The following is a 14,191-nucleotide window of genomic DNA, read 5'->3' on the forward strand; positions in this document are numbered from 1 at the left end:
ACCCAACCCAACCCAACCCCGAGCCAAGCTCAGTCGTAGCTGTTACGTATCAACTAACTGGATTTTCTACATCTATTCGAACCGTATTTTACGTTTCTGAGGGGTTAGCTGCATTTCCTCCAGTTAATTTTCAACGTTTGTCCCGTTTCTTCAAATTTACATAAAATTAACTGGAGTTTTTACAGCTATATCGGGAAAACCAGCAAATCCGCGATAATTAACTGTAGGTTATACAGCTAAACACGCGGACAAGCTACTCTAACCACCTCAACCTGTGCCCGCGCGCAGAACAAGCCACCTCATCACCTCAATTCCTCACCTCAGCCACCTCAATTCACGTCTCAGCCCTGCATCCAAAAAATTCTTTCTTCTCTTGTCACAAAACACACGCCAATTTCGCCTTATAGATATAAAGCGAAATTGGAGGATGATGAACATGACTAAATACGACACAGCCGTCATCGGCGGAGGCTTAGCTGGATTCATTGCTGCACTTGAAGTAGCCAAAGGTGGAAGAAGCGTGGTTCTGCTGGAACGTTCGGGACGAATGGGTGGCAGAGCGATGACGAATAAGAAAAACGGTGTGCTTTTCAACCTTGGGGGCCATGCTTTATACCGTGCAGGAGATGCTTTTCGCATTCTGCGAGAGTTGGGTATTCGCATCGAGGGAGGCTCACCTTCTGCGAAGGTCAATGCACTGTGGAACCAAGGGGTCGTGCCAATGCCGGCAACACTGCTCAGCATGATCACATCGAAGCTGCTCACCTGGTCAGGGAAACTGGGACTTCTGCGACTCGTCATACGGTTAACCAAAATGGACGCGAGCAAGGTTGAAAACATACCGCTTAGACAGTGGGCGGAGCAAGAAATTGCGGATCCAATGGTTCGTCATATTTTTTACTCTTTGTGCAGAACGGCAACGTACACATTTGATCCAGATCAGCTTGCTGGCCCTGTACTAGGGCAGGTACGGCGCTCATTAAAAGGAGTGCTGTACATCCACGGAGGCTGGCAAATGATCGTCGATCAGCTCCAACAGAAAGCGATTGATGCAGGTGTCCACATCATAAGCGGTTCCGACGTGAAAGGAATCGTACACGCGAACGGTCAGGTGCAGGGCATCAAACTTGCCCATGAAGAAATGGTAGAGGTATCGCATGTCATCAGCACTGCGTCCCCATCGGAAACCTACATGCTAGTCCCGAACGCAGACCGAACGATATTGAAACAGTGGAGGGACGAAGCGCGCCCTTCGAAAGCTGCCTGCCTAGATTTAGGCTTGAAAAAGCTCTCCGTTCCAGGTCGAGATGTGGCGATTGCGTTGGACCAACCGATCTTTTTCTCGCATCACACTTTACATGCCAAGCTTAGTGAGGACGGTACACTCGTCGTGCATATGGTCAAATATAACGGATCTGGAGAAAGTAATCCGAAAGAGGATGAGGAAGCCCTTACTGCTGCCATGAATACCCTACATCCTGGTTGGGAGCAAGAAGTCGTAACGAAACAGTTTCTGCCGAACATGACGGTCGTCCATGACACTTTACATGTGGGTAAATCCAATCTGCAAACAGGTCCAGCCGTTGAAGGCATTCGAGGACTCTTTGTAGCGGGTGACTGGGCAAGTCATGGCGAAATGCTCGCGGATGCCTCGGCGGCAAGTGCTAGACGTGCGGCTCAAGCTATTTTAAAAACGCCTCAGTTCGCTTAGAATTATCCTATTACAGATACCAGTAGATCGGGAGGTGTGACAAGATGGAGATCACAGGAGCAGAAGCTTCCGAGCAGATCTATCTGAGCTATAGACCGTTAATGTTTTCACTAGCGTATCGCATGCTGGGAAGTGTGATGGATGCGGAGGATGTGGTGCAGGATGCATTTCTGTATGCCAATGAGACGAATCTGGAGCATGTTCACAATCCCAAGGCTTATCTATGCAAAATTGTGACCAACCGCTGCATCGATAGCCTGCGCTCCGCCAGCAAAAAACGAGAGGTGTACGTCGGGCCATGGCTGCCGGAACCACTGATGACGACAAGCGCGACAAGCACAGATCATCAGATCGCACCAGAACTCGCGTATACGCACAAAGAATCTCTATCCACCGCATACCTTTTGCTTCTGCAGCAGCTGTCTTGGGTGGAGCGGGCGGTATTCCTGCTTCGTGAGGTCCTGCAATATGAATACGATGAAATCGCCGAAATTGTTGGCAAAAGCAGCACGAATTGCCGTCAAATTTTCCGCCGAGCCAAGAATGCGATAAGCCTCCCGCCGGAGCGGGCGAGTGAAACGAAACAAACGACAGCGATCGTGGAACAATTCGTACACGCATTAGTGTCAGGAAATATCGCGCAACTGTTAACCATCGTGAAATCCGACGCCATTCTATACTCTGATGGTGGGGGCAAGGTGAATGCGGCGACCAACCCTATATGTGGAGCGGAGCGAATTGCCAAGTTCTTGTCTGGGATTTTAGCCAAATTACCGGAGGACTATCGCTTTACCGTAACGACAGTGAACGAACAAATAGGCATTGTTGCGTATGTGAATAATCAGCCTAATAATGTGATGACATTCCATCTAGAGGAGGGGCAGATCAAGGCTTTCTATATCGTCGTGAATCCTGATAAATTGAGGCACATTGCAACATGGCAAACGGAAGCGTGAGGTCTTAATCTTAGATTATAGAAAGCTGCTAAGGAGTCATTACGATTCGTGGCAGCTTTTTTTCGTTTGATGTCATCCGGTGAATGTCGCATAATGGGAGGAAGTCAAGAGTTGCCTAGCAAGACGAGAAAGAGGAGAGAGCCGTATTGAAAAAAGTAAGTGAAACGGCAGTAACCAAGCGTAAGGCACCAGCCTTCGCGCTGCCTGCCTCCAATGGAGAGAAAGTTTCTTTAGCCGATTATAAAGGGCGTAAAGTTGTTATTTATTTTTACCCACAAGATAATACACCAACCTGTACCCAGCAATCCTGCGACTTTCGAGACTACAACGGGAAATTCGCGGAGTTAGGTGTAGAAGTGATTGGTATCAGCCCGGATGAGCTGAACTCGCATGACAAATTTATTGCGAAGTACGAGCTGCCGTTCCTCCTGCTTTCAGACACCAATCATAAGGTAGCAGAGAAGTATGGGGTATGGGCGTTGAAAAAGCTGTATGGCCGCGAGTACATGGGCATTATTCGATCGACGTTTCTAATTAACGAGAAAGGTTATATCGTAAAAGAATGGAGTAAAGTGAGAATTAAGAATCACGTGCAGTCTGTACTGGATGCTGTGATAGAAATGAAATAGGCTGCTTCTAATCTCGTATTCGTCAACTTATTTTTAGTAGAGATACGCGGAACAGTTTCTTCCATATAAAGGGATGATAAGTCCCGAAGCGATGCTTCTCCTTACGGAGAGGGATCGCTTTTTTTGTGTCATACTCTTGCACCTCTGCCCATATAATCTATCAGATGTCAAAATGATAGAACATGCGGAGGGATCATCGGATGCGCTCACAGGTACAAACCCCAAACAACGGACGACTACGATTTCAAATCATGATGGTTGTTGTTTTACTAGTTTCACTCTTGGTTGGCAGCATGCCAGCCAAAGCCGCGGACAATGAAGGGGATCCGTCCGTACAAGAGGCGTTTGGGCAGCTTCAAGCAGGGAAGCGACTGAAGAGTGAGAGGACTTACGTAACACCGGAGCAGCCTACTGTATATCTGACGTTTGATGATGGTCCTAGCAAGTTGACGAATCAGGTGCTGGATATTTTAGATAAAGAAGATGTTAAAGCAACATTCTTCGTACTTGGTGAACAAGCGAAAGCGCATCCTGCTGAACTCAAAAGAATCGTAAAAGACGGTCATGCCATCGGCAATCATACCTATAATCATGTTTATAAAGAGCTTTATAGTGATTTTCAAACCTTTTGGAACCAAATCCAGAGCAGCGAAGACGTTATTTCGAATATCGTGGGGATACGACCTCAACTCGTAAGAGCGCCTGGCGGGACAGCAACGAATTTTGACGCCTATTACTTTTATTTGATGGAGCAAGCAGGCTATATCATGGAGGATTGGAATGTCGATAGTGGAGACTCCAAGAGAGCGAATGTGCCGGTAAATGAAATTTGGCAGACGGTGAAAGCTTCCCCCCTGGATCACGAAATTAATATTCTGTTTCACGATGGAACGGGGCATGAATCCTCTGTCCAAGTATTACCCCAAGTGATTAGCTACTACAAAAAGTTAGGATACGCCTTCGCCACGCTGACAGATCAAGTGAAGCCCAAGCAATTCGCCATCATGAAGCCGAAATGGTCGCGGAGCATGAGCATGAAGCAATTCCAAGCGATGATAGATCAAACGCAGCAATATGCAGTCGCTCATCCGAGCCCATCGGATCTCGTGAAGCAGGCAGAGGAAAAGCGCCTCGCGCAGAAKCTTGAGGCAGAAGCTGAAGAGAAAGCGAAAGCGAAGATGGAAGAAGAAGCGGAGGCTGCGCGTATTCTAGCTAAGCAAGCTGCTTTGCCGCTGCAGGTTCATGTACTCGGAGGGAATACGTTTACCATAGAACCTTCCATTTATAAGCTGCATGCGAATCAAATAGAGTTGCCTCTGCGCTATCTGATCGAGAAGATGGGTGGGAAAGTGGCGTGGCAGGCGGATACGAAAACAGCCAATGCCCATTACGGCATTTATGATATGGACTATGATCTTGTGAATAGAAGCATTAGTTTGTTCACTTTAGGCAAGCAAACAGCCACTTATTCGTTAGCGGATATGAACATGCAAGATAATCAAATTATCGTGCCACTGCGCAAAACGATCGTATCACTCGGCGGCCGTATTACGAATGCTGTGATGGATCCCGACTACCGTGAGGTTTCTATGGCGCTGCGTCCCCTTCACTTTTTTAAAGAAAATAATCGAATTCTCAAAAACTCTCTATTTGCAATGGCAGGATAATGTCTAAAAGAGTTGAGAGCTGGAAAAACTAGAAGCATACCCTTATAAAGGAGGCTTCTTGTCTATGGCATCGAAAACCCGAATATTCGATCAACCGCAGCCTCTTGTGGAACGGATGATCATGAACGTAGAGAAAGTGATAGTTGGCAAGAGAGAAACGATAGAGAAAGCTTTTATCGCGATGTTGAGCGGCGGGCATCTACTGCTAGAGGACGTTCCTGGTGTAGGTAAAACCATGCTAGCACGCGCGTTAGCCAAAACGATCGGTTGCGAGTTTAAGAGAATTCAATGTACGCCAGATTTGCTTCCTTCGGATGTGACCGGTGTTTCTGTTTTTAATGTCAAAAGCAATGAGTTTGAGTTTCGGCCAGGGCCATTAATGACGTCTGTCGTACTTGCGGACGAATGTAATCGGACCTCCCCGAAAACGCAGTCTGCTTTCCTTGAAGCGATGGAAGAAAAACGAGTGACCATTGACGGCACAAGTTATGAGTTGCCGAAGCCCTTCGTCGTCATCGCGACGCAAAATCCGATGGATTATGAAGGCACGTATGCGTTGCCGGAAGCGCAGATGGATCGGTTTATGATGAAGCTCTCACTTGGCTATCCAACGCATGATCAAGAGATTCTAATGTTGGATCGCTTGCAGGATCGACACCCCTTGGAAAGCTTGAAGCCGGTGATTGTACAGGATGAGTTTGTGCAATTGCAGAAGGAAGCGGCCATGATCCATGTGGATAATACGTTAAAAGATTTCATCGTTCGCTTAGCATTAGCGACGCGAGATCATGCTGATTTTTACATAGGTGCAAGTCCGAGGGCATCTTATGCGTTGATGCGTGCTGCACAAACGGCGGCTTATGTGAAAGGGAGAACCTTTGTTGTTCCGGATGATATTAAGGATTTGGTTTTACCTGTATGGACGCACCGGCTTATTCTCACTTCGGATGCGCGCATGATGGGCCGTTCGGCAGATCTCATTCTTCAGGGTTTATTAGATGGTATGCAAACACCAGTTCTCCGTTATGTCACAGCGAAGTAGGGGACATGACATGAAAAGCTGGGGGAAGACGACGCTATTGCTGGTAAGTTGTGTGTTGGTGATCTATTTGGCTTATCGCCAAGGTGGATTCGCTGCGTGGTATCTTGGGATTTGTTTATCGTTGATCTGGATACAGGCCGGATTATTTTATGTATTTGCGCTGAAAGGTTTGAACTTGAATCGGCGCCTGTTAGGTGACGTGTTTCTCGCAGGCGAAGATGTAACGATCGTGCTGGAGATCCAGCATCGTTCCTGGGTTCCAATGCCGTGGCTGCTGTTGAAAGAAACTTGGATCCATGAAGGAAATGGGAGAAAGCTGACGTATAGCAAGCTGCTTTTCCCTTGGTTTCAGAAGTCGATTCTGCTGCCTTACAAAATAACCCATCTCATGCGAGGCAGTTACCGTTTTGCTCATTTTGAAGCTGCGGCAGGGGATCTCTTTGGTTTCGCGCTTCGCAGAGTACAGAGGGAAGATTTGCAGCGTTATGTTGTGTATCCAAGGCCGGATGCATTGGGACGAAGCGGGATGACCTTTCAATCGGAGGAAGGCTCAACAACACTTAGTTCCAAGGGCGAAACGCCGCTGATCAGCTCTGTTCGTGATTACGTCAGCGGTGATCCGTATCACCGCATCCACTGGAAATCGACGGCTCGCCTGAGCCGTCTGATGACCAAAGAACCCGAGCAGGCCGCCTCCACGAAGTGGATGCTGCTGCTCGATAGCACGCCTGCGGCGGGCCCAGCAGAAGCGGCACAGCCGCTGCTGGAGAAGGGCGTCGCCCTCGCGGCGGGGTTCTTCGAAGCCGCCGCCAATGGGCGAGAGAGCTGCGGCTTCGCCTGCAGCTCCTCTAACACAAGGCGAATCGCGCCGACGATTCGCCCCGATCTGACGCTCGCGTACGAAGTACTCGCGAGCGTTGGCGGCAAGCCCGCCCTGTCCTTTCCTGACCTCGTCAGGAAAGAGGCGGCAGACTTGCCGCTGCATGCGTCGATGCTGTGCATCACATCGACGCTGGATGTGGCGCTGGTGCGCGCGATCGCAGATAGCGGCACCAGGCGCCGAGCCGTGCACGTGATCTACGTGCACGCGCGGCCTTCCCTCTCGGTCGCAGAGCGAGAGGGGGCTTCCCAGCTGCAGGCCGCAGGCTGCAGCTTCACGGAAGTGCCGCATCCGCAGAGCCAGTGGCCAAGGCAAGGGGGTGTTGCCGATGCAACCGCTTGAACCACGTCGCGGGCTGCACGCGCGCTCTCGCACTTCGCATTTTTTTAATAAGCGCGCAGGTACTTCGAGCGCAAGGAATTCGTCTTTAGGCACTTCGTCTTTAGGCACTTCGTCTTTAGGCACTTCGTCTTTAGGCAATTCGTCTTTAGGCACTACAAATATAAGCAATCCGCACTTGAGCACTTCACCCTTAAGCAGCCCACAAGCCAATCCATTCCACCCAGACCCATCATCCCGCAACCCATCCAAACTCATCTTCCGCGCAGACAGCCCGCCGCCTCAACCTAATAGTCTCTTCCGAGACGGTCTCATCACCCTGCTGCTCTTTCTCCTTCTCTCGGAATGGCTGCGACCTTTGGCATGGATGGGCGATGAGTTGATCCGAATTGGACCGATACTTGTTGTGTTTGCACTGTGTCTTGCGCTGGATTGCTTCCGAGTCCCTTATGGATGGGGATGGCTGGCAAAGTGCAGCATAATTGTGGTTTTTATCGGATATATGTTTAACCGCGAAACCTTACTTGCTGGAGGATGGATCCTCTCGTTGGTGAGGACGCTTGCGCAAGATTTTGTCTATATCGTACAGGCTCATTTTGATCTGATCAGCGGTGAAATGCGCACGCTCCTGTTTCTAATGGGTTGGACATTACTGCTTTCGGTTGTTCAAGCTCTAATGCTCCAAAGACAGCATAGTCTTTGGTTTGTGATGGCTACCTTGATCTATCTCGTAGGTATACAGCTCGTATTTGGAGCGGATACCGTACAAGGAATCATACGCACATTAGGTTATGGGTTGCTTCTGATGGCTCTTCTCAATCTCTCAAGAATCGAACAGACCTATCGCGTGACAACTGTGCGTTCACGTCATTATTTGCAGTGGCTGATAGTTAGTGTGATCGTCGTTGGTATGTTGTCTGGCGTGGGTTGGTTGTCGGCTAAGCAAACCGAGTCCGAGCCTTTAATGAAGCCAGTAAGCTGGGCGCATTGGTATGATCGTTTGTTTGAGCTCTATGAGGAGGAGACGGGAGTGAGCCCAGCTGTGGCGACTTCTGGGTATGGCCAGAACGATAAGTCTTTAGGAGGTCCACTCCAAGTGGACACTTCGCCAGTGTTTACGGCCAAAACCTCTGAACTCACCTACTGGCGCGGCGAATCCAAAAGCTTCTACGATGGCAAAGGCTGGACCCAGCCTACTCAGAAGCTAGAACCTTTCGTGGCTTCTAGTTCATCGGCGACAGCTCCGGTCGTTGTGCAAGAGATTTTAATGAATGAGAAGGCGGCCAATAAGCAATTGTTCGTAGGTGGTGGGCTGCGGAGCATTGATATGCTACTGAGTGAAAAAGGAAAACCTATTCCACCTTGGAATGTGCTAACTTCCGAAACGAGTGGCTTAACGACCTTGCCGGAGATCGCTGACCCTCTTTCCTATTACAAAATCACCGTGCAACCCATTAAAGAAAATCCTGACCTCTTGAACACAGATATCGCACCTTATCCGGAAGAGATCACGCGGGAATATTTGCAATTGCCTGAGTCGTTGCCACGGACGGTAAGAAGCACGGCTGAGCAAGTTACCGAAAATCGGTTGACGCCGTATGCCAAAGCAGTAGCGATCGAGCAATATTTGAGCCAATCCTTTCCCTACAGTCTCGAAAAGCCGACCAATCCCAGCCGAAGCGAAGATTTCGTCAGTCATTTCCTGTTCGTAGATCGAACAGGGTATTGTGATCATTTTTCCACGGCCATGGTAGTTATGCTACGTTCTGTCGGTGTACCTGCTCGGTGGGTGAAGGGGTATGCTCAAGGAACAGTAGACGCCACCGATGACAATGGGCTGCACGAGGTAGTTGTCCGCAATCAAGATGCGCATTCTTGGGTTGAAGTCTATTTCCCTTCGATGGGATGGGTGCCATTCGAGCCGACACCTGGTTTCTCAGGGATATCCGTCGATCAACCTAGAGATAGGTTAACGACAGCAACCATGGAGCAGCTGGGGATGACAGCTTCCCTTACGAATGCACCGGTGACTAAATCCATCATCTCCAAATCGAGTGAATGGTTGCACACGATGAAGAATAATCTCATCCAATTAGTAAAGGCTTATAAGAGTGCCGTTTTTGTTCTTATTTGCACTATCTGTTTACTTGTTGGCCTATATGTCGTACTAAGACGTCAAGGATACTTGTTGCGCAGAACGGTGGAGTTCTCAAGTTACAACAATGGATCTCCTAATCAGCAACATCCGTTGACGCCGTTTATGGATCGATTATGGAGACAGCTTTTCCGCAAATACGGTGTAAAGCCTGCCAATCAAACGGTTCGCGAATATGTCATGAATCTCCAGGTGGCCCATCAAGGGCAGCAACAGGCACTGATGGCTTTCGCTCACATCTATGAAAGTGTCCGCTACGATCCGGCGCGTGCTTTTGCCTATTCGAAGCGGGAAATTACAGCAATTTGGAAAGCCATTCAAAAGACACATTAAATCCCCTTTACATCCTAGGTGCCTAATGTTTAAAATTAGTACCTAGAAATAGCGGTAAGTGGACAAGGTCTACCCAATCTTCAATCGCTATGAATCTAGGAGGTCGGATATGAGTAAACCAAGTGAATTGATCGTTGTTTTAGATTTTGGAGGCCAATATAACCAACTGATTGCTAGACGAATCCGTGATTTAGGCGTTTACAGCGAATTGCTGCCGCACAATACAACGGTTGATAAAATTCGTGAGATTAACCCTAAGGGGATCGTGTTCTCCGGCGGGCCTGCAAGTGTTTATGGCGAAGGAGCTCCTTCGGTTGATGCTGGCATTTTCGATTTGGGTATTCCAATCTTAGGCATTTGCTATGGCATGCAGTTGATTGCCCACCAATTGAACGGGAAAGTTGAACGCGCACATACGCGTGAATACGGGAAAGCAGATCTTGAGTTCTCGAACCAAAGCCCGTTAGTCAAAGGCCTAGAGGCGAAACAAACGGTATGGATGAGTCATGGTGACCATGTTTCCGTTCTACCTGAAGGTTTTGTTGTTGAAGCTAGCACGGAGTCACTTCCAATTGCTGCAATGAGCAACCGTGATCGCAAAATCCATGCTGTCCAGTTCCACCCAGAGGTTCGTCATTCAGTTCAAGGTAACGAAATGATCCACAACTTCATTTACGAAGTGTGTGGTTGTGTCGGCGATTGGACGATGTCATCCTTCGTGGAAGATATGATTAAAGAACTTCGTGCAGAAGTTGGCGATAAAAAAGTGCTTTGCGCACTTAGCGGCGGCGTAGATTCCTCCGTTGTTGCTATCTTGCTTCACAAAGCAATCGGCGAGCAATTGACATGTATGTTCATTGACCATGGATTGCTTCGTCAAGGTGAAGGCGAAAGCGTTATGGAGACGTTTGTCGGCAAATTTGATATGAAAGTTGTCAAAATCGATGCAAAAGATCGTTTCCTCGGCAAATTGGCTGGCGTAGCGGATCCGGAGCAAAAACGTAAAATCATCGGCACCGAATTCATTCGCGTGTTTGAAGAAGAATCCAGCAAGTTTGACGACTTTACTTACTTGGCGCAAGGCACGTTGTATACCGATATCGTAGAAAGTGGTACAGCTACCGCACAAACGATCAAATCCCACCACAACGTTGGCGGTCTGCCGAAAGATATGAAGTTCAAGCTCATCGAACCATTGAAAACACTATTCAAAGACGAAGTGCGCAAAGTGGGCGAAGAGTGTGGTCTTCCTTCCGCAATCGTGTGGAGACAGCCATTCCCAGGTCCTGGTCTAGCTATTCGTGTTCTAGGTGAAGTTACTGAGGATAAGTTGAAAATCGTTCGTGAATCCGACGCGATCTTGCGCGACGAAATTGCCAAAGCTGGCCTAGATCGCGAGATCTGGCAGTACTTCACGGCACTTCCAGGCATGAAAAGCGTTGGTGTTATGGGCGATGGCAGAACCTACTCCTATGCAGTAGGTATCCGTGCAGTTACATCCATCGACGGCATGACAGCCGACTGGGCTCGTATTCCTTGGGATGTACTTGAGAAAATTTCCGTTCGTATCGTCAATGAGGTTGAGAACGTGAATCGTATCGTATACGACATCACTTCCAAGCCGCCAGCTACGATTGAGTGGGAATAGATTGACAGTTTAATCAACACCAATAGTGTGAAAGAAAGACTCTCTTGAGCTGTAGACCAGCTGGAAGAGAGTCTTTTATTTTGAGCGATTTGACTGGATAAATATGTTACAGTAATAGGAACATCTAATATATTGAAGTACCAACGGGAGGAAAAATTATGACAATGATGGCAATGATTTTGGTCGGACTTGTTGCGCTTGAGCATTTGTATATCTTAGTTTTGGAAATGTTCTTATGGACAACTCCACGCGCGATGAAGTCTTTCGGTATGACGAAAGAGAATGCTCAGATTACGAAAAGCTTGGCAGCCAATCAAGGGCTGTACAATGGTTTTCTGGCAGCAGGTCTTGTATGGGGCCTTGTGCATCCGGACGCTGCGGTCGGGCGATCGATCGAGATTTTCTTCCTCGTTTGCGTACTTGTCGCAGCCGTATTTGGAGGCGCCACAGCCAAGAAATCAATTCTGCTTGTGCAGGGATTGCCTGCTCTTGTAGCGCTTGTTTTCGTCCTTCTTACCTAGCGGAATCGGCTATGATTTCCATTGAATGGGAATATGAATGTAAACTAGAAAAAGACGAACGATATGGGAATCTTTACCCGTATAATGTTCGTCTTTTTTGTTGACACTAGATCAAATTTTAACTAGAATATGAAATTGGATAACAGTTTTTCGTATAATCTCGGGAATTGGCCTGAGAGTTTCTACGAGATCACCGCAAATGATCTGGCTACGAAAAAAAGGAACGGTTTCCGTATGAGTTTTACGTGCGACTTCACACATTGAAGGCAGCCCTCATATGGACGGCTCCTTTTTCGTACCCGGAATCAGGCAACACGATTCCGGGTTTTTTGCTGTTTGCCAGAAAAGTATAGATGTATACTTTTGTTTCGCAAACCTTGGTAAACGCGCTCGTCCTAGAAGGACGACAAGGGCGTTTATCCTTGGTTCCCCACCATTCGTTTAGGAGGAGTAGGAAAATGGATTTGGATCGTTTTTTTAAATTGAAACAAAATGGCACCACGGTAAGAACAGAAATCATGGCGGGGATTACAACGTTCATGACAATGGCTTACATCCTTGCGGTAAATCCAGATGTATTAAGTGCGTTTAAATCAGGGGCAACTGGCGGAGACTGGACTTCCATTTTCTTAGCAACAGCGATTGCGGCGGGCGTGATGACGATTGCAATGGGGCTTTTCGTAAACTTTCCTGTGGCACTAGCACCGGGAATGGGCTTGAATGCGTACTTCGCGACGATTATTTTGACCTCACAAGGTAAATTTACGTTTTCGATGGCACTCACGGCCGTGTTTATCTCCGGTATAATCTTTATCATCCTAACGGTTACGAAAATCCGTCAAATGCTTCTAGTCGCTATCCCAGATAGCTTGAAGCATGCGATCACAGTGGGGATTGGGTTGTTTATTGCCATGATCGGTTTCAAGAACAGCGGCATTCTCAGCGTTGCAGTTGAAGCGGGTAATGATATTAAAGCACATCAGTTTACAGAAGTTCTTTCGTTTGAAACGATCTTTCATCTAGGTTCATTAGAAGATAAAGGTGTTATTTTAACCATCGTTGGTATTCTATTGATCTCCATCTTAATGGTGCTTCGTGTTCGTGGCGCGATCTTGTTCGGAATTCTTGCAACAACGGTTGTTGGTTATTTCATGGGTATGGTGGATCTAGGTACGTTAACTAGTGACAAAACAACATGGGTACCCGATATGTCCAAGCTGCGTTTTGCTGATTTTGATTTCGCGGGCATCATGACGACAGGGATTGTTTCTGTCATTGCTACATTTACTTTCGTTGAGTTGTTCGATACTTTCGGCACAATGGTAGGGACAGCTTCACGCGCAGGTATTATGAAGAACAAAGAAGAAGGTAACAAACGTGTAGGTAAAGCGATGTTCGTTGATGCGATCGGTGTTAGCGGCGGTGCATTAGTTGGAACAAGTACAGTAACAGCATTCGTAGAGAGTGCGGCAGGTGTAGCAGAGGGTGGACGTACAGGTCTAACGGCTGTAACGACAGGCGTATGTTTCTTGCTTGCTCTGTTCTTGGCGCCAATTGCGATGTTGATTCCAGGTTCCGCGACTGCGGCAGCGTTGATTGTTGTTGGTGTCCTAATGGTTCAATCCATTAAAGAAATCGACTTCCAGGACTTCGTTGTTGCGATCCCAGCGTTCCTTACACTTGTATTGATGCCTTTCACATACAACATTGCGAACGGAATTTCCTTTGGAATCGTGACTTATGTGGTTCTAGCTACAGCAGCTAATTTAGGTGGCAAAAGTGAGAAGAAATACAGCGTCCACTGGTTAATGTGGATTCTAGCCCTTCTAATTATTGCTCGATACGTCTTTATTGGAAGCCAAGGTTAAAAAAAGTTAGGGCTCTGGTACATCTGTACCAGGGCCTTTCTATATTCCGTTTATTTCCATGTCGAAAAAACTTGCAATCCCTTGGAGGATTTGTTATATTACTCCTTGTCGCTTCGGCGGTCGAACGAAAGAATGAGAGAATCGAAAGAAACTTAAAAATAGTTCTTGCATTCGAATGAGCTGATGTGGTATATTACTTCTCGCTGCTTCGGTAACACGGTAGCGGGCGCATGGAATATTGATCCTTGAAAACTGAACAACGAGTGAGTAAGCACGAACGAGTAATCGTTCAAAAAAGAGATTGCAAAATCTCGCTAGCTTCAAATGAGCAATTAAGCTTTTTCAAATAGGACGAGCAATCGTCCACTATTATGGAGAGTTTGATCCTGGCTCAGGACGAACGCTGGCGGCGTGCCTAATACATGCAAGTCGAGCGGGTTTA

At 47.6% G+C, this 14,191-nt stretch carries 10 protein-coding genes, 1 rRNA gene and 1 riboswitch; all 11 genes read left to right on the plus strand.

Features of this window, described 5'->3' with window-relative positions; all coding sequences use genetic code 11:
* Nucleotides 1–436: 436 nt before the first annotated feature.
* Nucleotides 437–1,711, plus strand: coding sequence for a phytoene desaturase family protein (locus AC1DLM_RS32410; RefSeq protein WP_477572290.1), 1,275 nt, complete (start codon nucleotides 437–439; stop codon nucleotides 1,709–1,711).
* A gap of 44 nt (nucleotides 1,712–1,755) precedes the next feature.
* On the plus strand, nucleotides 1,756–2,667 hold the full coding sequence (locus AC1DLM_RS32415) for an RNA polymerase sigma-70 factor (RefSeq protein ID WP_477572291.1): 912 nt from the start codon (nucleotides 1,756–1,758) through the stop codon (nucleotides 2,665–2,667).
* 146 nt (nucleotides 2,668–2,813) lie between these two features.
* Complete coding sequence (gene bcp / locus AC1DLM_RS32420; protein ID WP_477572292.1) at nucleotides 2,814–3,296, plus strand: thioredoxin-dependent thiol peroxidase; 483 nt, start codon at nucleotides 2,814–2,816, stop codon at nucleotides 3,294–3,296.
* Between the two features lie 200 nt (nucleotides 3,297–3,496).
* Complete coding sequence (locus tag AC1DLM_RS32425; RefSeq protein ID WP_477572293.1) at nucleotides 3,497–4,963, plus strand: polysaccharide deacetylase family protein; 1,467 nt, start codon at nucleotides 3,497–3,499, stop codon at nucleotides 4,961–4,963.
* Nucleotides 4,964–5,027: 64 nt separating this feature from the next.
* A complete protein-coding gene (locus AC1DLM_RS32430) occupies nucleotides 5,028–6,005 on the plus strand; it encodes an AAA family ATPase (protein ID WP_477572294.1) in 978 nt (325 codons plus the stop codon).
* Nucleotides 6,006–6,015: 10 nt separating this feature from the next.
* Nucleotides 6,016–7,227 carry a DUF58 domain-containing protein gene (locus tag AC1DLM_RS32435; protein WP_477572295.1) on the plus strand — a complete coding sequence of 404 codons (1,212 nt, stop codon included), beginning with the start codon at nucleotides 6,016–6,018 and terminating at the stop codon, nucleotides 7,225–7,227.
* Nucleotides 7,214–9,712 (plus strand): DUF4129 domain-containing transglutaminase family protein, encoded by a 2,499-nt coding sequence (locus tag AC1DLM_RS32440; protein WP_477572296.1) that lies wholly within the window; start codon nucleotides 7,214–7,216, stop codon nucleotides 9,710–9,712. The genes AC1DLM_RS32435 and AC1DLM_RS32440 overlap by 14 nt, the downstream gene beginning before the upstream one ends.
* Nucleotides 9,713–9,821: 109 nt before the next feature.
* On the plus strand, nucleotides 9,822–11,360 hold the full coding sequence (guaA, locus tag AC1DLM_RS32445) for a glutamine-hydrolyzing GMP synthase (protein WP_441990738.1): 1,539 nt from the start codon (nucleotides 9,822–9,824) through the stop codon (nucleotides 11,358–11,360).
* Nucleotides 11,361–11,518: 158 nt separating this feature from the next.
* On the plus strand, nucleotides 11,519–11,881 hold the full coding sequence (locus tag AC1DLM_RS32450; RefSeq protein ID WP_441990737.1) for a DUF1304 domain-containing protein: 363 nt from the start codon (nucleotides 11,519–11,521) through the stop codon (nucleotides 11,879–11,881).
* Nucleotides 11,882–12,011: 130 nt separating this feature from the next.
* Nucleotides 12,012–12,112: riboswitch (purine riboswitch) on the plus strand.
* A gap of 233 nt (nucleotides 12,113–12,345) precedes the next feature.
* Nucleotides 12,346–13,749 (plus strand): NCS2 family permease, encoded by a 1,404-nt coding sequence (locus AC1DLM_RS32455; protein WP_441990823.1) that lies wholly within the window; start codon nucleotides 12,346–12,348, stop codon nucleotides 13,747–13,749.
* Nucleotides 13,750–14,117: 368 nt separating this feature from the next.
* Nucleotides 14,118–14,191, plus strand: a 16S ribosomal RNA gene (locus AC1DLM_RS32460); the annotation flags it as partial.

This window comes from Paenibacillus sp. 01T442, assembly GCF_056398345.1.